We start from the raw sequence: 20,130 nt of genomic DNA, 5'->3' as shown, positions 1-20,130 counted from the left end.
ATTTTTATATACTTTCTTTTAGAGAAAGGGTCGATAAAAGATGTCGGCCCTTTTGTCATATAAATTTTTCTATCATACTGTCTTTCGAGAATTTTTTTTGTATATTACGTAAGTACACAAGAAATGCAATCTCGATAATGAAAGAAGCAACCATAACGATAATCATTAAAGGAATACTTATATCCATTGAAATGTTCATCAAAAAAGATTGGGTTAATGATGTACTAAGCGTTACAATCATATACCAAGAGAACATCCGATTTGTCCTATAAAATGCTTCCTCTGTGGGAAGCATTTTAGCAACAACCTGCAGTAAACCAAAAAGGTAATAAACAAGTACTATTTTGACCAAACTTAACAAGCTTGGGTAATACTTAAACAATTCCATCTGCTGAATCATTTGATCGTTCAAAAAGAAATTAGGAACAGAGATAATTGTTAACACAATACAAAGTATTTTTAGCTTGTCATATGACTGGTTCGATAAAGTTGCGATTTGCTTAATGCCATTATATATAAAAATATAGCCGATAAAATCCGGTAAAATATCTACAACAACTTGAATTTTTAGAAAGACGAATAAAAAGCCAATAATGAGTTGTTGGAATCCTTGTCTCATCTATGTTCACCCCTTGCATCCTGAACGATATTCACAATGTCCTGATTGGAAAGACTAGGTTCAATTAGAAGGGAAAAAGTATAAGTAAGGACTTTTCCAGATTCCGTTATACCGGACCAATCATGGACAATATCTATATAAGAATCATATTTTACTTGAAAGATCAGTACGACGGAATCGCCTTTCTCCAGTTTTAAAGGCCATTGAATATCGCTATATAGTGGTGCGGCTATATCTTCCCAGTTTTGGTTCACTATTTTAGTGGGATCTAATCTAGTAGAGGAAGTATCTGACCATATTTGCACTTTCAGGTCAGCTTGGTTTTTTATGGACTCGGGAAGTACAATCGCATCCATCTGAATAGTTTCAGTTACTTCAAAAATCTCTCCTTGGATTCCCTGATTGCTTCCGAAGCTAGTTTTACTCGTAATGAAGTTCGGTTCTTCAAGTGGAGAGTTGAAATTCAGTTTCTCTAATTGGACAGGTACAACTTGACCATTTGTAAAGCGAGCGTATAGTTCATTGGCTTGAATCCCTTTTTCCACTTGCATCAATGATTGCTCATCAAATGTAAAACTTGCTTCTTTTAAATATTGATGGGTAAACTGTTGTCTGTAAGCTTGGGCTGTAACATCTCCAAACCATGGGAAAAAATTTTGTTTATTGCTATAGGTATATCCATCGGCAATTAGGGATTCTAACTCCACCACTTCACTGCTATTAGTCAAATAAAATAATGAAAAATTAGTTTTTTCGGAGGCTGGAATATCAATGTAAGCATCTAATACGACAGGCTCTTTTAATTGATGGAGTTCAAAGTAAATAATATTAACAATCCAGCTTATTAATATGATAATTAGTATTCCTATAAACCAATTATTCCTCAATAATCGAATCCCCCTCTGAATGGCTCATCACTTTCTCATATACGTTTTGGATAAATATTTTATATGGTGTGTCTGGCATTTTTTCGACGTTGGTCATTGCGACTTCTACCGCAGCTATTGCCTTTTCTACATTGTTTAGTTCTAGATAGTATAAAGCAATGTATGCATCCTTTTCATAAAAAATAGATAAATCGATTGGATGGTGGATGACGTCAGGGATTTTCACCTCATCGAATTTCTCTAATGCTTCTTTTAATCTTCCTAAACCAAATAATGTTTTGCCTCTTTCAAGCAGGAAGTACGGAGTGAATAATTTTAAATTTATCTGATCAATGGAAAACTTATGGTATAAAGCGTCTGCCTCTTCGTACCTTTTCTTAAACGTGTTTAAGTAATGAATATTAGCATAATGGATAAAAACTGTAGAATCCTCGTCATCGGCAAATTCGCTATAAGCTTTAAGCTTTTTCAAGTAATAATCTTTTTTTCCTACATCCTCTTCCATCATTGCATGTGCAGCAGCCAACCTAAATAGATTATCTATTTGTTTAAATATTTTATGTTCATTGGAATAGGAAATAGCATCATTCATCACTTGAATTGCCTTTGCATTCTTACCTACTGCAAAGTAAAGTACCGCTTCTAAATAGTCATAGTCCATGCGCGACAATGGATCAATCCATAGAGGGTTTGCTTCCAGTTTTTTTCTTTCTGCTAACAGAATATCTAACGCTTTTTGATATTGGTGATTCATAAATGGAATTATGGCAAGATTTCTACCTATATCAGCACTTTTGGATATCAAGTGTAGGTCTTCATACATTGTTGCAACCTTTTTCAATAGAGTAACTGATTCATCTGGAGCAGAAGAGGCTAAGCATCTTCCGTATATGTCGAGTAAGCGCGTTGCCTCATATCCCCCTGTTAGTTTTGAGATATAGGGTTCTATTAAACTCATCACTTGTTTACGCTCATCTGTAAGGTCATCATACTTTGTATTTAACAGTAATTCTGCTTGATCTAGTACTTCTCGCAACTCTTGTCCGCTTATTTCTTCTAGTAAATCAGTTACTTCAACATCAAGCTGTGATGCAATATAATTTAAACTTTCCATAGAAGGGTTTGCTTTGTTATTTTCTATTAAACTGAGCATGCCCTTTGTTAACTCTGTGCCGGCTAATGCTTCAAGTGTCATATTCTGTTGTTTTCTTATTTTCCTAATACGATCTCCTAATGTGGACAATTTCTTCACCTCTTTATAATAGTTTAATTATATTAAACTTTTTGTTGAATTGAAAGGATAATTATGGTATTATTTGTTTAATCAAATTAAACTTTTAGATAATTCTTAAAACAAAGGGGTAGGAAAGATGGATGAAGCATTAAAGCTTAAAAAAGCCACATATCATTTGTGGACGTTTACGGTTAGTAAGTTGGTTTCCACTTTTGGGGCACAGGTGTATGCATTTGCAATTAGTTTTTATATTTTACAGTTGACTGGGTCTGCATCCAGTTTTGCACTAAATCTGATTTGTAGTATTTTACCGAGGACATTGGTTGCTCCGTTTGCAGGATATGCTGCAGATAAATATTCTCGAAAAATGATCGTTATTGTATCCCAGATTGCTACGACAATTGCCATTGGTGGATTACTTATTGTGAGTTTGACGGCGGGTTTATCTTTAGTAGCAATTTATAGTACGACTGTGATTTTATCGTTAACGTCATTATTTTCAGGTGTGACATTTAGTTCGTCTATTACAGGATTAGTGGATGAGGGACGGATTCAAAAAGCGATGTCACTTAACCAAATGTCTATTTCGTTTGCGGCAATTGGAAGCCCGGCGGTAGGAGGACTTCTGTATGGGGCAGTGCCTATGCATGTATTTTTAATTATGTATATGGTGGCTTCTGTTATAGCAGTTATTTTGGAATCTACGATGGACTTTAAACTATTTGCTAAACGAAAAGAAGTTGTTGAAGGGGAACCTAAGGAACCAATGATAGAGAGTATGAAAGCAGGATTTCATTATTTAATGCAACAACCGATTTTGAAAACGATGATAGTGATCTCCCTATTTATCAACTTTTTGTTTGGCGCCTATCAGGTAGGTTACTCCTTCATCTTGATTGAAAAACTGAAGATTAATTCGCAACACTTTGGCTTTACGGAAGGGGCATTTGCTATTGGAATGCTACTATTGTCCATTTATTTTTCAACACGTAAAGAATTGAAATTTCCATTTTTAGTATCTAAATGGGGTATTGTTGTCCTGGGAGTTATCATGGGAGCTGTTTCATTGCCATTGTTACTCAATATGACATATACAGTGATAGTTGTATTTTATATTGTACTAATGTTCTTCTTCGGAGCATCAATGATTGTAACGAATACTCCAATACAGGTAATGATGCAGAAAATGATAGAGGATGATTATAAGGGACGCGTATTTTCGATAATAGAAACTTGCGCAATGGCTCTTATGCCGCTTGGAATGGTATTGTTTGGATTTCTATATGATGTCTTCCCAGCAGAAAGTATTTTAATTGTCTCAAGTATTTTGTTGATATTAGTAACTCTATTCTTGGCAAGACCTTCTGTAGTTAGGGCCGCACATCCAGAGCTCGGGCAGAAAAAGGTAGAGTATTTGAAAACGGAAAGTTAATCAGGTTTTGTGTTGCGAGAGAGAGATTATCCTATACGAGAATGAATAGCCCTTGTGCGAGAGAGTTCCACGCTTATACGAGAGGGTTCACCAGCTATACAAGAGCGAATGAACTCTATCCGAGAGACATCAACTACAATACGAGAGAGCTAATCCATAAAAAAACAGGTGAAGGAAAACAATTCGTTTTCTTTCACCTGTTCCCTATTAAAAAGCGCAATCCTACGCAACATTCTTCAATGACTTCGTTGACTTTCGATACGCGAAGATTAAGCCGATAGAAAGAACTGCAAGTACCCCAGATAGCATATAAATATTGTCAGGTTGCATTGTAAACAGCCAAGCGAATAATAATGGACCGATAATGCGACCTAGATTATCCATAGAGTAGGACATCCCGGCAGCTGTACCATAGCGTCCGCCAGATTCTTTCGTAGTTAGCGAAACAATTGTAGTTCGCGCTAACGCATTTCCTGCGGTGAACACACATAGGGACAGTCCTGCCCAGAAAATACTTTGAGTGAAGACGGTCATGAATAATCCAACCGCTGTAACAATTTGCGCATATAATAGCCACTTTGTTTCCGTGCCATTTTTAATCCGGCGCACGACACCACCTTGAATTGCTGCATCGACAAATCCACTGAACATAAATAGATAGCCGATTTGAAGCGGGGTAATTTCGATTCTTTCTATTTGGAATAACTGGAACGTAGCCTCAAGACCTGCTAGTAAAAACGTCACCATGAACGAAAATAAGAACAAATATTTAATGCGGTAGCTCCAAAGACTTGCAGCACCTTTCGGAAGAAGTGCGCGTTTATTCGCTTCACCCGTACGTTCTGGTTCCTTTAAAATAATTAAAGCATATACAAAAATAACGAGCAATAAAATCGCAGAAGCTGTAAACGGAAGTGCCAAGTCTATATGCCCTAATACTCCGCCGATTGCTGGACCAAAAATAAACCCTAAACCAATCGACATGCCGAGGAATCCCATATATTTATTACGATTCTCTTCATTTGATAAATCAGCAGCAAATCCAGTAACCGCTGTGTATAAAGCACCAGAAAATAACCCGCCAACTACACGAGATAGGTAAAGCATAAAGAGCGAATCAAAAAATAAAGAAAATAACCAGAAACTTAAACTGAAGCCCACTAAACCTACTAAAATAAGCGTTTTCCGTCCAATGCGATCGGATAACATTCCCCATAATGGAGCAGTGAAGAAGGAAGCTAAAGAGTAGACCGTCAATAGACCACCAACGTGAATTTCATTATAATTTTGCTCTAAAATAACCTCTGGCAATACAGGAATGATAATTCCAAAGCCAAGATAAACCAAAAATTGGATAGACATTAATATAAATATTATTTTATTCATGTATAAAACCTGCTTTCTGCAAATCTTCTACACTCTATATTACATGTTTCTCTCCTGTTTGACACGCTGTAATCGGATAGCATATAAAGACAACAGAAACCGGGCTAAATGCCATTGAAAAATACGGCGGAAAATAATAAAAAGCCATCCTAATTTAGGATAGCTCGTATGTTTAGAATTGCCGTGGTTCGGATATACTTTCCATAGCATTAGAGATTTCTTGGACATGTGGGAAAGGAAAAGCTAAATCCGCTAAGGAAACAAAGCCTACGAGCTTACCATCGTCCAATACGGGAAGTCGTCGAACTTGATTGCGCGCCATAACAATAGAAGCATCGGATGTGGAATCTTCTGGGGAGACGGAGATTACAGACTTGGTCATGACATCCTCCACTTTACTTTTCATATCCTTGGCAACTGATCTTGTCACGATATCTCGATCCGTAATCATTCCAACTAGTTTTTTGTTACTAACCACGGGTAAACAGCCAATGTCAAGTGTTCGCATTTGTTCTGCTACTTCACTTACATAGTCCTGTGGATTGCAAGTTACTACTTCTTTACTCATGACATCTTTGATATTCAAACCATTCACTCCTTTAGGGAATAGCATGGTTTACAAGTCCATAATATATGTAACAAAATTGAAAGATTTAACTTAGGTAAAAAGTGGTATAATAAAATAAAGAAATTAGTTTAAAAAAAGAAACTTTTTTGAAAGAAAATCGTAATTAATAAATAGAAGGACGAGGTGGATTCAATGGCAAAGGAAGTTGATTTGAAGAAAATTGTAAGTAATCTTTCAAAGCTTGGTGTTACTGTTACAATGACGAAATCTAGACTTGACCTACTTAAAGCTTTAGCACCACCAGCACAAAGTCCTCATGTACAAAACTAAAAAGAAGGTGACTTGACACTTCGTTTTGAAATGAAGTTAGAGTCACCTTCTTTTTTTAAAAGATTAAGAAAGATAAAAAAAGTCCCATGAATACTGGGTTTATGGAACTTAAAAGAATGAATAATTCTGCTGATTTCCGTTTCAGGTGGACGCTTTCCGCGGGCGTTGCCTCAGCCTCCTCGCTTCGCTGCGGGGTCTTCATCTAACGCTATTCTCGCCGGAGTCGCCACCTTGTACTCCAATCAATTAGGTGAGTAGTACTCCGCGATAAGATTTGGCAGAGCATATCGCTTATATCATAAGATTAGCCCAAGTTAATGTAGGGATAAAATGATTGGTAATCGCTGATGAAGTAGAAATACTATTATTCGTTGATAGAGGGAGGCAGCTAATTTTCTTTTACTAGTGGAAATAAAGAAAAATAGTTAGTATGTATCGAATAAGAAGCGAAATAGCTCACGAAATTGTATCTTCGTGAGCTCCCTCTATGAATAGAGAAGTATCTGTTCTCTAGTTATCCAAAAACGCTCTAACCTGTTTCTAATAGTTGTAGAAGGGCGACGGACAGGCAAACGCCATAAGATTACCAAGAAAAAAAGGCTGGTCGTGACGCAGTCACGACCAGCCTTTTTAAAAATCAAACGGTAATCCTATAGCAAAACGTCTGTCCAAAGCACTTCGGAAACGATAGCAACAGGTTTTGATCTAAAGGACTGGGCGTATTTTTGCCTGGTAAAAAAAAGCCTGCAGAGACTGGGCGTAAATCCCTTTCTCCACACGCTTTAACTAATCAATCGTCTTCGTTTTTCGCAAACATATAAGTTCGATGATGAAACTTCATACTAAACACTAAACCAATGGCTAACATATTCCCCATGAGCGAACTACCACCATAACTTATAAACGGCAGAGGTATACCTGTAATAGGCAATAACTGAATCGTCATGCCAATATTTTCAAATACATGGAATGTAATCATTGCAATAATACCTGCACATACATATGTGCTATAAGCATCCTTTAACTGAAGTGTAATTTTCGTCAAATGAAAAATAAGTAAGAAGTACAAACTAACAACAATACTTGCTCCTACGAAACCGTATTCTTCCCCAATAACAGCGAATATAAAGTCCGTGTGATTTTCTGGGACATATACAATACGTTCTCCATAACCTTTACCGAAAATCTCACCAGAGCCAATTGCATTTAGAGAAGTGATTAAATGCATTCCTTCATCATTTGCATAAGAATAGGGATCTAACCAAGAATATATACGTGCGAATTGGTACGGGTTAAATCCAAAATTGTCAGCTAAAAAGTCCTGCATATAGACGGCCATCCATAATAGTAGACCACCAATTCCTACACCGCCTAAAAAGATTGGAAGTATTATTTTCCACGTAATTCCAGCAACTATAATAAGGGCTACAGTAATTGCTAGGAACACCAATGAAGTACCTAAGTCGGGTTGTGTCATGATAAATGCTAGAGGAACAATTAATGTTACCCCCATTTTACCTAGCAAGATTAAATCGGTTTTTACTGTTTTAATAAGATTTTTCTCGTGATGCATGGTTATTAATCGGGCAAGTCCCAGTATATAAAAAGTTTTCATAAACTCAGCTGGCTGAATATCACCTATAGGTAAGTGAAACCAACTCTTTGCACCATTCATGGGTTTTACTAGACCTAAACTATCTGGAAGTAGGAAAAGTACAATCAGTAAAAATACTCCAATACCATAAATATACCAAGACAACTTTTTATATTGTTCTGGCTCAAAAAACATGACAAATCCAATAATAATAGAACCAATAATATACCAAACAAGCTGTTTAGGTATAAAGTTAATACCGTATTGTCCAGTCGTTTGCGCTGATGAAATAGCAAACAAACTAATGATTAGAAATAATAATATAATAAAAGCAAGTGTCCAATCGAAACGATCGGCAAAGCCTTTTTTGTTCTCCATTTAAGTCACCTATGTTTCTTTCAAATTTCATTCCATTATTATAACGTATATTAATGTTTTTTGCTTGATGGTTTAATAGAGACGTGAGAGGGAATAAAGATGTTTCCTTGTATAAATCATGCTATTATTATGAACAGATAAAGGAGTGATTTTAGTGGCAAAAAAAGAAGTGAGAGATATGGATGAGTATTTAACTCATTTATATGTCCACGTAAATGAGGTAGAGCATTTTGCTCTGTTTAGCGGGATTACGGTTCAACAGTTTATAAGGAATTTCTCTGACTTGTCCGCTCTTTTGTTACTAAAACATAGTTATGATGATGCTTCTTTTAATATGCATACTCAGCTTGAATTTATAGTTCCAGAGCAATACAACCATTTTATAAAGGATTTTGCTGAAGGACCATTTGAATTGTGCTTCATGGATTTTGAAGATGAGCGAAAACTGAATATGCTCTCTCCTCAAGAACAAGCGGAGTTACTATACATAGCACATAAAAAAGAAGCTTTTCGATCACCGTTTTATCATCACCTACAAAATAGATTTGTCTATTTATCGGACGAAGGAGAGAAAATTACAAAAATTTATTTCCGAGACATGGAGGATTTCACTCATTTAGTAGCAAATGTCTTTACAGGGCTAATTAGTGAAAAGTCTAAGTCGACAGCTTTTTGGCGTAAAAAGAACAATATCATATTACCAACATTGTCTGCAGAAAAGGTAACAGAGCATAACGACCTCTTTGAAGATGGTGTGTTAATGTCTTTGTTCAAAACGGATAAATCGAGTTATGGTATCGAAATTCGAATTCTCCCAGAGAATATTTTTCCAGATGAAGTTTTAGAGGATTTAAAGTTACATATGGCCAAGCCGGTGGATGTCTTGATAGAGGTATAAATAGAACGCTTTTGCCACGAGTAAGAGGCAGGGGCGTTTATTATGTAATGAGGTGAAATAGATGGCTTGGATTTTATTGATCATCGCAGGATTGACAGAAATAATATGGGCAATTGGTTTAAAGGAGGCTCATGGCTTTACGGAGCTTGTTCCTTCTATTATAACGATTATATTTTTAATCGTGAGTTTTTTCCTGTTTGCCAAAGCTATGAAGACGATTCCGATTGGTACAGCATATGCTATATTCACAGGCATAGGAGCAGCAGGCACGGCTATTGTAGGGATTTTTTGGTTCGGGGAAGAAGTAAGTCCTGGAAAACTCTTCTTTTTATTTGTCCTGCTTTTTGGAATCATCGGTCTAAAATTAGTAGATGATGATGAAGAGGAGGCAGGCTAATGGAGTGGTTTATATTAATAATTGCTGGTGTATTTGAAGTGGCTTTTGTCATTTGTATGAAGTTATCGGATGGCTTCAAAAATATAAAATATACGATTCTCACAGTGATTTCTGCATCTTTGAGTTTTTTCTTATTGTCTTTAGCTTTAAAAGAAATAGCGGTTGGCACTGGTTATGCTGTATGGACTGGAATCGGTGCTGCAGGGAGCGTTCTTCTGGGGATGTATGTATTTCAAGAGAAAAAAAGCAGAAAAAAATTGTTCTTTTTAAGCTGCATTATCATGGGAGTAGTGGGCCTTAAATTGTTCGGGTAAATACTCAACTATTGAGGCTGTACGTGATAAACTAATAGTATCCAAAACATGGAGGTAATTTAACCAATGAAAATTAAAGTGGGCTTATTATACGGTGGGAAATCTGCAGAGCATGAAGTGTCACTACTTACTGCAAGAGCAGTTTCACAAGCGATTAATTTCGATAAATATGAAGTGTATCCAATTTTTATCACGAAAACAGGTGAATGGAGAAAAGAAGGGCAGCTAACTGGACCAGTAGAATCACTGGAATCTTTACAATTCGGCAATGAAATAACACAACCAAATACAATATCTAGTTTTCTGCCGAAACAAGGGGACGATACAACCGGGCTAGATGTGATTTTCCCACTTTTGCACGGACCAAATGGAGAAGATGGAACGGTACAAGGATTGTTAGAAGTATTGAACTTACCATACGTAGGTAATGGTGTATTGGCATCTGCTGCAGGAATGGATAAAGTAGTGATGAAGCAGTTATTTGCACAGGCTGGCTTATCTCAAGTTCCTTATGTTTATTCCATAAGTAAAGAGTGGAAAAAGAATCAGGATGCTTTACTTCAAAAAATGGAAGAAAGCTTAAAATGGCCTTTGTTTGTAAAGCCGGCCAATCTTGGTTCCAGTGTAGGGATTAGTAGAGTTACAAATAGAGAAGAGCTTATCAAAGCGGTGGAATATGCCTTTAAATATGACCGTAAAATTATTGTAGAGCAAGGGATTTTTGCGCGCGAAATTGAAATGAGTGTTCTTGGAAATGATGATCCAAGATGCTCCGTAGCGGGAGAAGTACTACCTACGAAGGATTTCTATGACTACGAAGCAAAATATGAGGACGGCACGACGAATTACGCAATCCCTGCTAAAATTTCTAGTGAACTTCAAGAGAAGTTAGAGGATTCTGCTATTCGAGCGTTTAAAGTATTGGATTGTTCGGGTCTTGTTCGGGCAGACTTTTTTGTAACGGATCAAGATGAAGTTATCATCAATGAAGTAAATACAATGCCAGGTTTTACACCAATTAGTATGTATCCAAAGCTTTGGATGGAATCAGGCCTTTCTTATTCGAATCTAATAGAAGAACTTATCCGCTTGGCGATCGAGCGCCACGAAGAAAAGCAACAGCTTGAACACTCGAAGGACGGGAAGTGATCAAGTGAAAAGAACATTATCACATATAGCAGAATGGTTAAACATACAACAGAAAATAGATGATAATCTTGTCGTTACGGGAGTTTCCATAAATACAAGAACAATTCAACCAGGCGATTTGTTTATTCCGTTTCGGGGAGAACAAGTAAATGGACATCGATTTGTTCGGGATGCTTTTGCCAAAGGAGCAGTGGCATCTCTTTGGTTGAAGGATGAACCGAATCCGCCAGAGGACGTTCCGCTTTTATTTGTGGAAAGTGGAGAAGAGGCACTTCAACAAATGGCAAAGGCATATCGTGCTGAAGTGCAGTCAGTGTTTATCGGAATTACTGGATCTAATGGTAAAACATCAACAAAAGATTTAGTAGCTGGTATGCTGTCACCTTATTTCCGCGTGAAAAAGACAGAGGGTAACTTTAATAATGAGCTAGGTCTACCTTTAACAATTTTGTCCTTGGAAGAAGATACTGAGTTTGCCGTGCTTGAAATGGGTATGAGCTCATTTGGAGAAATCGAGTTTTTATCCAATTTAGCTAAGCCAAAATACGTGGTCATTACCAATATTGGAGAAGCACATATGCAGGATCTTGGCTCTCGTGAAGGCATTACAAAAGCGAAATTTGAAATTATTGCAGGATTAGAAGCTGATGGTCAATTATTCTATGATGGGGACGAACCATTGCTTCGCCCTTTTGTGGAGAAAGCACCTGATATAAAAACTAAATCATTTGGTGTTCAGGAACAAAATGATTTGCGTATTGCAGAAGTAAATTTTACCGAGCAAGGAAGTACCTTCCGTGTAGAGGGTGAGTTAAACGAGGTAATGTCGATCCCTGTATTAGGTGAGCATCAAGTAAAAAATACACTTGCTGCACTGTTAATCGGAAAAGAAGTTGGATTGACTGCAGAGCAGATGCGTGAATCGTTAAAAGAAATAGTTTTGACTGATATGCGGATGCAGGTTATCGAAGGAAATAATGGTGCGATTTTCATCAATGATGCCTATAATGCGGCTCCGACTTCCATGCGTGCGGCAATTTCCTTCATTGAAAAGTCATCTATTAAATCAGAAAAGTGGCTTGTGCTAGGTGATATGCTCGAGCTTGGAGACAACGAGCAGCAATATCATGAAGAGATGAGCGAATCAATTTCAAACAAGATCTTTGCCGGAGTTTGTTTATATGGCCCTCGTATGGAGTGGCTGTATAAAAAGCTAGTTGAACAATTTACAGCTGAACAACTTATTTGGGTCAACGACGATGCTAAAAAACTCGTCACCTTTTTAGCAAATAATATAAACAACCGGTCAATTGTTTTAGTGAAGGGCTCAAGGGGAATGAAGTTAGAAAGAGTTATTGAGCCGTTTCAAAACTAAGATGAAGGGAGTAGGGACAATGAAAACAGGAGTATTGGGTATTCATGGTTTTACAGGTGGATCATATGAGATTCAACCATTTGTTGACTATTTGCAAGCACATACAGACTGGAAAATTGTTGTTCCTACGTTACCTGGTCATGGCGAAACGTTGGAGTTAAGAAATGCAACGGCAGAATCGTGGATGATGACTGCAGAACAATCCCTTAGACAACTGCAAAATGAAGTTGACCGTGTAATTCTTGTGGGATTTTCAATGGGTGGAATTATTGCGATGTACTTAGCGAATCGTTATCCAATACACAAACTTGTATTATTGAGTGCTGCTGCGAAATATATATATCCAGCCCAGCTTTTACAAGATATAAAGGATATAGCAAAAGAAGCAGTTGTCGGTAAGCTTGAGGAAAACTCTTTATATAAGCAATATAGTTATAAAGTAAAAGGAACTCCAATTCCTGCGACGTTAGAATTTATACGATTAGTGCGTATAGTTCAGCCTTATTATGGTCAAATTACAGTACCAGTCTATATAGTTCAAGGCAAAAAAGATGGCATTGTACCTTATGCAACTGCCCAGTTTATATATGATGAAATTGGTTCTTTGAAAAAGGAAATCGTCTATTCGGAATTAGGGAAACACCATATTTGCTATAGTGAGGACTGCGAAGATTGGTTTAGCACTGCACTCTTATTTTTAAAAGAAGAGGAGGAAGAGCCTACAAACAATTAACTAACAATTATAACAGTTGCTTATTCATTGCAACTGAGTTTGTTGCATGATATACTACGTTTAGAGCAATGGATACATTTTGTGTGAAGACTCTTCAGCGTTTATTGAAGAGTACTTTTTTTTGAACATAACGGTTTGTTGAAGTAGTATTGCATAATCACTCATTAACAGACCGCTCGGCAAAAGACCGGGCTTTCCCTTTATATAAGACCCCTCTGATCTAAAACCACAGAGAATTTTAAGTAACGGAAACGTTCCTCGTATAGGCTCGAATTTGCCGCAATTTCATCTGAAAATGTAACCATTTGTCAAAACAGAACAAAAAGGAGATTAAAATTTTGACAAATTTTTCAGAATTAAATATTAGCGCTTCTACATTAAAATCCGTACAACGTATGGGGTTTGAAGAAGCAACACCAATCCAAGAAGGTACTATTACACATGCTATGGGTGGACGCGACGTTATCGGTCAAGCACAGACTGGTACAGGTAAAACTGCTGCATTTGGTATCCCAATGATTGAAAAAATCGATATTAAAAACCCGAATATCCAAGCATTAATCATCGCTCCAACACGTGAACTTGCAATCCAAGTTTCGGAAGAGCTTTACAAATTAGGATATGATAAAAAGGTTCGTCTATTATCAGTATACGGTGGACAAGAAATTAGCCGTCAAATCCGTGCACTTAAAAACAAACCACAAGTTATTGTAGGGACACCTGGTCGTATTCTTGACCATATCAACCGTCGTACGTTAAAACTTGACCAAGTTCAAACGCTTATCTTAGACGAAGCAGATGAAATGCTTAACATGGGATTCATTGAAGATATCAACACAATTTTAGAAAGCGTACCTCCTGAGCGTCAAACATTATTGTTCTCAGCTACAATGCCAGGACCAATTCGTAAAATTGCAGAACGCTTCATGAAAGATCCAGTTGAAGTAAAGATTAAGTCTAAAGAAATGACTGTTGAAAATATTGAACAGTTCTACGTAAAAGCTACTGAGCGTGAGAAATTTGATGTTCTTTCTAGAATATTAAATGTTCATCAACCAGAACTTGCGATTATCTTTGGTCGTACAAAACGTAGAGTTGACGAATTAGCACAAGCTCTAAGCATTCGTGGTTACCTTGCAGAAGGAATTCATGGTGATTTAAGCCAAGCAAAACGTATGTCTGTATTAAAACAATTCAAATCAGGTAAAATTGATATCCTTGTCGCAACTGATGTAGCGGCACGTGGATTAGATATCTCTGGCGTAACGCATGTATATAACTTTGATGTTCCACAAGATCCTGAGAGCTATGTTCACCGTATCGGTCGTACAGGTCGTGCTGGTAAAAGTGGTATCGCTACTACATTCGTAACACCTAGAGAAATGGGTTACTTACGCATCGTTGAAAATACAACGAAAAAACGTATGGAAGCTTTAATCCCTCCAAGCTCAGATGAGGCACTAGTTGGACTTAAACGTGTAGCAGTAGAATCTTTATCTGAAATTGTAAACAAAAATGATTTAGGCGATTATCGTCCATTAGCACAAGAAATGCTTGAAAAATTTGAAGCAGTAGATGTAATAGCTGCAGCTTTAAAAACACTGACAAAAGAGCCGGATGATACTCCGATTTCTCTTTCTGAAGAACGTCCACTACCTGCTCGTGGAGAACGTGGCGGCGGACGCAGTGGAGGCGGACGCAGTGGCGGCGGTGGTTATAAAGGTAACCGTAGCAGCGGCGGTGGACGTAGTTCATCAGGTGGTCGTGGCGGAAGCAGCGATCGCGGACCTCGTTCAGGTGGCGGTTCACGCCCAAGTTCAAGCGCACGTCGTAGCAGTGGTCCACGTGACGGCTCAACACAACGTAGCACAAGAACTCGCTCACCACGTAGCGAAAACTAATAATAATATTTTAAAGGATGAACTTACACTTCGGTGTAGGCTCATCTTTTTTCTTTTGGAATCAAAGAAAGTATAAAGTTTTGTGCTATAAAATTAGTATTCATTGTACTTTGATGAATAGGCAGTGGATGTACAAAGAAATAGTAAGTTTGCATAAATAAAGAGGCAAAATAGCGAACGAAATTGCATCTTCGAGAGCTTATTCTATGAATAGGAAAGTAGCTTTTCTCTAGTTATCCAAAAATGCACTTGCCTGTTTCTAGAAGTTGTAGGAGGGCGACGGACAGGCGAACGCCATAAGATTACCGAAGAAAAGTGATATTGGTTGTGACTCCGTCACAACCAATATCACTAAAATTCACTAGGTAATCATATAGCAAACAAGTCTGTTCAAAGCACTTCGAAAACGATAGAAACAGGTTTTGAACTTAAAGGACCGGGCGTCTTTTTGCCTGGTTTTTCTTAAATATATTTACTCTCTCTCTTGGAGTGCGAGAAATCCATCTTTGAAGACTCGTAGAAAATTGTAATATATTGAAACATTTTATATTCTGTTTCGTATACAATGATGAAAGAGGAGGCTTAATATGAGACAAGAACCAATCAATCGGTTATCTGAAAAAGGATTACGTGTATGGAGAATTTATGGAATATTTCAATCCTTGATTGCCTTACTAGTAGGTGTTGGGGTAGGGGTTATCAATTATTTCACAGGACAACATATATGGCTATACATAGTAGACGGGGTAGTAATATTACTCATTGGATATTTATTAATTTATTTATTTCCGAAAATTAGATGGACTCGTTGGAGATACGAAGTGCGAGAACAAGAGATCGAATTGCAACACGGTTTGTTTATAGTTAAAAGAACGCTTGTGCCAATGGTTCGTGTGCAGCATGTAGATACTGAACAGGGTCCTATTTTGAGAAAGTATGATTTATCGTCAATTACGATTTCAACTGCAGCGACTAATCATACTATTCCTGCCCTCATAACTTCGGAGGCAGACGAACTTCGAGGCAGAATTTCTGTACTTGCAAGGGTGGCGGAAGATGATGTCTAAAGAAAAATTTACTTTACATCCTATATCTGCAGTTATAAACTTCGTAAAAGTTTTAAAAGAGATGATTGTTCCTTTAGTGGTTGTTATTGCAGTAAATGGTTTTGGAGGAGAATCCGAAGGCTGGATCTCCTACATAATCTATATTATTTATGCAGTAGTATTAATCGCTATGTTAGTTAGTGGCATCATTAAGTGGAAGCGATTCCGTTACTGGTTTGAAGAGGAAGAGCTTCGCATAGAATACGGGCTTTTCGTAAAGAAAAAGAGATATATACCATTTGAGCGAATTCAAAGCTTAAATTATACAGAGGGCATCTTTCATCGACCGTTCGGATTAGTAAAGGTAAAAGTAGAAACGGCTGGTGGAGGCGCAACAAAAGAAGCGGATGCTGAGTTGACTGCAATTTCCAAAGATGCAGCCGAACAAATAAAAAAAGAGATGAACCTAGCTAAAAATAAGGAATCTGATATTTTTGGTGAAACGCTTCAACCGGAAGAGCTTGTAGTGGAACAACAAAAGCCTTTGTTCCGTATGTCTCAAAAGGATTTACTCATTCTTGCTAGTACATCTGGTGGAGTAGGTGTTTTTTTCTCTGGTTTAGCTGTGTTTGTTTCCCAATTCTCAGAGTTGATCCCATACGAAACTATTTATAATGAAATTATTTTGTTTATTAGGTTTGGGGCTCTCCTCATAGCATTATCTGTATTCTTTGTGCTATTTGTTGCCTGGATTGTATCAGTGGCAATCACGTTTATTAATTATTATGAGTTCACTATTCGAGTAGAAGATGAGGAAATTATCATTACTAGAGGATTACTCGAAAAGAAAAAGATAACAATTCCTTTATCACGCATTCAAGGTGTGCGTATTGTGGAAAACCCTCTTCGTCAGCTTACGGGGTATGCAACCGTCATCGTTGACAGTGCTGGGGGTTCTTTGGCAGAAAAGGACGAGAAAATTAGGTTGATCCCTCTTATTAAAAAGCACAAAATTAATTCTATTATCGTCCAAATTTTTCCTGACTACGATTTTGAGCCTAGCTTTACACGGGTTCCGAAGCGCTCTCGAAAGTTTTTCTATCGTTTAGACTTTTTATGGATGATACCAGTTGCAGTAGCCGTTAGTTATTTCTTTTATCCGTTTGGATTGTTGTCTCTATTACTATTTCCGCTAAGCTTTCTATTAGGGGCATGGCAGCACAAGACGGCTGGATATTGGATGGATGAAAAACAGCTTGTTTTACAGTACCGTCTATTTAGTAGAGTATCCCTTTGGGTGGAAAAGAAACGTATTCAGGCAATGACAGAGCGTACTACGTATTTTCAAAAAAAAGCAGACGTTTCTTCTATTATGACTACTATAAAATCTGGTGTGTCAGGATCGGCCACAACTATTCAGCATATTGAAAAAGCTGATGCTGATAGCCTAATGGAATGGTACGAACCAGCGAAGAAAGAATTAGGTGAGAATAATATGCTTGAACGATATTCTGAAGAAATATAGAAAAGAATTTCTAGCGAGTGAGAGGGCGATTTGACGTTCTCTCATTCGCTATTTTATTGAAGAGTTGCAATGAGCAACAGATAATTTGCTGTATCGATCGATTTTGTTGCATAATTAATTGATTATTCCCCCGCTACTATGAAATAAAAAGAGGCTGACCGTGACACAGTCACATTCAGCCTCTCAAAAATACATTTATTAAACAGATTTAAGCTTGCGTTTACGTTTTTTCCATACGGCAATCCTTCTAGGGTGGAAGTAAAACATTCCTAGTATAAAACCAGTTACTAACCCTGCTATATGGGCGGTAACATTAATCTGCGGTTGTAAGAATGTCATAATGATCCCAATAACGATAATTGGAATAATGATTTGTTTTAGCTGTGGCATAAAGTTTCTCGTATAATAAACTAAAGCTCCAAAAGCACCGAATATACCATAAATAGCGCCGCTAGCCCCGACACTCGTATAATCCCAGTCCTGCAATAAGTATGTGGCAATATTGCCGACTAACCCCGCTAGTATATAAATAGTTAGGAAACGAGCTTTCCCAGCTAGTTGCTCCAACTCTGGTCCAAATATGTATAAAGAGAACATATTAAATAATAAATGAGCAAAATTAGCGTGCAAAAATATTGGAGTTAGCAAACGCCAATATTCACCTTCACTAATTAATAAATTAAAATGGACACCAAAACTAAAAATTTGTGATCCGAGAATAGGAACCAATGTTAAAATATGAATAGCGATATTTAATGCAAGCAAAGAAGAAACAACTGGATATAGTTTTATGTATTGTTTAAAATTTTCTGTTCTATTAAACATTATTTCACCTCAACTTTTTCTACTATTAGTATATCCCGTAAGACGGATATTTGGAAAGGAGAAACTCTCATGATTACTGGAATAGGATTAGATATAACTGAAATAGAAAGAATTAAATCAATTCAAGCTAAAACACGTAAATTTGAAGAGCGTGTACTTACCGATAAAGAGAGAGTTCAATCAAATGAATTATCAAAAGCAAGACAAATAGAATATTTAGCAGGAAGATTTGCAGCAAAAGAAGCATTTTCTAAAGCAAGAGGTACTGGAATAGGAAAAGATTGCAGTTTTCAAGATATTGAAATTTTAAAAGAACCTTCTGGCAAGCCAAGCCTGTATTTTAAAGGGAAAGAAGTAAATGGATTTGTTTCTATTACTCATACAAAAGTTTATGCGGCTGCTCAGGTAATTCTACAATCATAACCGGTCGTCCATCTACATACAATGAATGAACGCAGTGATAATAGAAAGGATGGACTGATTGAAGAGCCGAGTGGCTAAATTATTATTTTTATTTGTAACAATCTTAGTACTATCTGCATGTGGAGCCGATTCGAAAGAAGATGTTGTGAAAAAACTAAGCAACAAGTGGGTGGATGCAAAGGGATATGAGCTCACAGCTGAGATGAGCATCTTGACTGGAGAGGAACCAAGAGTTTACGGTGTGGAGGTTTGGCACACTAAACCAGATTTTTATCGAGTAGAGGTATCGGATACTAATGCTGAGAATACGCAAATGATAATTCGTAACACAGAAGGCGTATTTGTCGTAACACCAGCACTAAACAAAACGTATAAGTTCCAAAGTAAATGGCCATCTGAAAATAGCCAAGCATATTTGATCGGTTCACTAGCTAACGACATTAAAAAAGATAAAACAGCAACCTTCAAAGAAGAAGGAGACAATTATGTCTTTGAAACAAAAACTAGTAATAATCATAAAAACATGCTGCCGAATCAAAAAATTTACATCAATAAAAAGACATTACTACCAACGGATGTTTCTATCATGAATGAAAACAAAGAAGAACAAATTCATATTACATTCAGCAAAGTATCGCTAGGAAAAACACGTGCAGCAGCGGAATATAAGATTGAACAAACACCAACTACGCCAACTACACCTACTGGAAAAGCAGAAGGCACGGAAGAAACAGTAGAAACGTCTGCGGAAATAGATGACGCTGAATTTGAAACATATTATCCAATGTTAAAATGGGATCAAGTGCATAATATTGATGAGAAAATAATGGAAGTCGACGGAGAAAAAAGAATTATTTTAACATACAGCGGTGATAAAGAGTTTACGATTATTCAACATCGAAGTGAACAAGGTGATTCTTCTATCATTCCAGTATTTTCACCTGGCGATCCGGTTGACCTAGGAGTTGCAATTGGTGCAATAACAGACCAATCTCTTTCTTGGGAACAGGATGGAATGTCATTCTTTATTGCTTCATCTACTTTAACGAAGGAAGAAATGATTGAAGTTGCTGCATCAATGACCGCTGGTGGTTTAAAGTGATTAAGGTTGACTAC

At 37.1% G+C, this 20,130-nt stretch carries 20 protein-coding genes; 13 read left to right on the top strand and 7 right to left on the bottom strand.

The features are described 5' to 3' along the window. Positions 1-55: 55 nt before the first annotated feature. The 3 genes from ACN6MX_RS17415 to ACN6MX_RS17405 are packed head-to-tail and all read right to left on the bottom strand — an operon-like array spanning position 56 to position 2,749. On the bottom strand, positions 56-619 hold the full coding sequence (locus ACN6MX_RS17415) for a hypothetical protein (protein ID WP_419960073.1): 564 nt from the start codon (positions 617-619) through the stop codon (positions 56-58). Beyond that, entirely contained in the window at positions 616-1,506 is an 891-nt protein-coding gene (locus tag ACN6MX_RS17410) for a hypothetical protein (protein ID WP_419960072.1), read from the bottom strand. Before ACN6MX_RS17410 ends, ACN6MX_RS17415 begins: the two co-directional genes overlap by 4 nt. Beyond that, positions 1,496-2,749: a helix-turn-helix domain-containing protein gene (locus tag ACN6MX_RS17405; RefSeq protein ID WP_419960071.1), complete on the bottom strand. Its 1,254-nt coding sequence runs from the start codon at positions 2,747-2,749 to the stop codon at positions 1,496-1,498. The genes ACN6MX_RS17410 and ACN6MX_RS17405 overlap by 11 nt, the downstream gene beginning before the upstream one ends. A gap of 127 nt (positions 2,750-2,876) precedes the next feature. Here ACN6MX_RS17405 and ACN6MX_RS17400 point away from each other — a divergent pair, with 127 nt between their 5' ends. Continuing rightward, the gene (locus ACN6MX_RS17400) at positions 2,877-4,172 is read left to right on the top strand and encodes an MFS transporter (protein WP_419960070.1); all 1,296 of its coding nucleotides are present in this window, start codon (positions 2,877-2,879) and stop codon (positions 4,170-4,172) included. Positions 4,173-4,394: 222 nt separating this feature from the next. On the opposite strand, the gene ACN6MX_RS17395 is transcribed toward ACN6MX_RS17400, so the two are convergent. Together ACN6MX_RS17395 and ACN6MX_RS17390 are read right to left on the bottom strand one after the other, a co-directional pair. Beyond that, positions 4,395-5,558: an MFS transporter gene (locus tag ACN6MX_RS17395; protein ID WP_419960069.1), complete on the bottom strand. Its 1,164-nt coding sequence runs from the start codon at positions 5,556-5,558 to the stop codon at positions 4,395-4,397. A gap of 172 nt (positions 5,559-5,730) precedes the next feature. Next, a complete protein-coding gene (locus tag ACN6MX_RS17390; RefSeq protein WP_419960068.1) occupies positions 5,731-6,144 on the bottom strand; it encodes a CBS domain-containing protein in 414 nt (137 codons plus the stop codon). Positions 6,145-6,318: 174 nt separating this feature from the next. Here ACN6MX_RS17390 and ACN6MX_RS17385 point away from each other — a divergent pair, with 174 nt between their 5' ends. Then, positions 6,319-6,456 (top strand): Lmo0850 family protein, encoded by a 138-nt coding sequence (locus tag ACN6MX_RS17385; protein ID WP_175454036.1) that lies wholly within the window; start codon positions 6,319-6,321, stop codon positions 6,454-6,456. A gap of 790 nt (positions 6,457-7,246) precedes the next feature. On the opposite strand, the gene ACN6MX_RS17380 is transcribed toward ACN6MX_RS17385, so the two are convergent. Beyond that, on the bottom strand, positions 7,247-8,428 hold the full coding sequence (locus tag ACN6MX_RS17380) for an FtsW/RodA/SpoVE family cell cycle protein (protein WP_419960067.1): 1,182 nt from the start codon (positions 8,426-8,428) through the stop codon (positions 7,247-7,249). Positions 8,429-8,582: 154 nt separating this feature from the next. Between ACN6MX_RS17380 and ACN6MX_RS17375 the strand changes: the two genes are divergently transcribed. From ACN6MX_RS17375 to ACN6MX_RS17335, 9 genes are all read left to right on the top strand, one after another. Beyond that, the gene (locus ACN6MX_RS17375; protein ID WP_419960066.1) at positions 8,583-9,326 is read left to right on the top strand and encodes a hypothetical protein; all 744 of its coding nucleotides are present in this window, start codon (positions 8,583-8,585) and stop codon (positions 9,324-9,326) included. A gap of 61 nt (positions 9,327-9,387) precedes the next feature. Beyond that, complete coding sequence (gene sugE / locus ACN6MX_RS17370; protein ID WP_419960065.1) at positions 9,388-9,723, top strand: quaternary ammonium compound efflux SMR transporter SugE; 336 nt, start codon at positions 9,388-9,390, stop codon at positions 9,721-9,723. After that, positions 9,723-10,037, top strand: coding sequence for a DMT family transporter (locus ACN6MX_RS17365; RefSeq protein ID WP_419960064.1), 315 nt, complete (start codon positions 9,723-9,725; stop codon positions 10,035-10,037). Before sugE ends, ACN6MX_RS17365 begins: the two co-directional genes overlap by 1 nt. Before the next feature lie 66 nt (positions 10,038-10,103). Then, positions 10,104-11,186, top strand: coding sequence for a D-alanine--D-alanine ligase (locus ACN6MX_RS17360; protein ID WP_419960063.1), 1,083 nt, complete (start codon positions 10,104-10,106; stop codon positions 11,184-11,186). Between the two features lie 4 nt (positions 11,187-11,190). Beyond that, positions 11,191-12,561, top strand: coding sequence for a UDP-N-acetylmuramoyl-tripeptide--D-alanyl-D-alanine ligase (locus ACN6MX_RS17355; protein ID WP_419960062.1), 1,371 nt, complete (start codon positions 11,191-11,193; stop codon positions 12,559-12,561). 19 nt (positions 12,562-12,580) lie between these two features. Then, positions 12,581-13,294: an alpha/beta hydrolase gene (locus ACN6MX_RS17350; protein ID WP_419960061.1), complete on the top strand. Its 714-nt coding sequence runs from the start codon at positions 12,581-12,583 to the stop codon at positions 13,292-13,294. Positions 13,295-13,632: 338 nt separating this feature from the next. Further along, complete coding sequence (locus ACN6MX_RS17345) at positions 13,633-15,195, top strand: DEAD/DEAH box helicase (protein ID WP_419960060.1); 1,563 nt, start codon at positions 13,633-13,635, stop codon at positions 15,193-15,195. Between the two features lie 587 nt (positions 15,196-15,782). Beyond that, positions 15,783-16,262 carry a PH domain-containing protein gene (locus tag ACN6MX_RS17340; protein ID WP_419960059.1) on the top strand — a complete coding sequence of 160 codons (480 nt, stop codon included), beginning with the start codon at positions 15,783-15,785 and terminating at the stop codon, positions 16,260-16,262. Beyond that, the gene (locus ACN6MX_RS17335; RefSeq protein ID WP_419960058.1) at positions 16,252-17,766 is read left to right on the top strand and encodes a PH domain-containing protein; all 1,515 of its coding nucleotides are present in this window, start codon (positions 16,252-16,254) and stop codon (positions 17,764-17,766) included. Before ACN6MX_RS17340 ends, ACN6MX_RS17335 begins: the two co-directional genes overlap by 11 nt. Positions 17,767-17,964: 198 nt before the next feature. Here the strand turns inward: ACN6MX_RS17335 and ACN6MX_RS17330 are convergent, their stop codons facing one another. Beyond that, complete coding sequence (locus tag ACN6MX_RS17330) at positions 17,965-18,591, bottom strand: rhomboid family intramembrane serine protease (protein ID WP_419960057.1); 627 nt, start codon at positions 18,589-18,591, stop codon at positions 17,965-17,967. 69 nt (positions 18,592-18,660) lie between these two features. Here ACN6MX_RS17330 and acpS point away from each other — a divergent pair, with 69 nt between their 5' ends. Continuing rightward, a complete protein-coding gene (gene acpS, locus ACN6MX_RS17325; protein ID WP_419960056.1) occupies positions 18,661-19,014 on the top strand; it encodes a holo-ACP synthase in 354 nt (117 codons plus the stop codon). 58 nt (positions 19,015-19,072) lie between these two features. Further along, the gene (locus tag ACN6MX_RS17320) at positions 19,073-20,116 is read left to right on the top strand and encodes a LolA family protein (RefSeq protein ID WP_419960055.1); all 1,044 of its coding nucleotides are present in this window, start codon (positions 19,073-19,075) and stop codon (positions 20,114-20,116) included. Positions 20,117-20,130 lie beyond the last annotated feature (14 nt).

It is taken from the genome of Psychrobacillus sp. BM2 (assembly GCF_048572895.1).
Taxonomy (GTDB): domain Bacteria; phylum Bacillota; class Bacilli; order Bacillales_A; family Planococcaceae; genus Psychrobacillus.
This window is presented reverse-complemented; position numbering and strand designations above follow the sequence as displayed.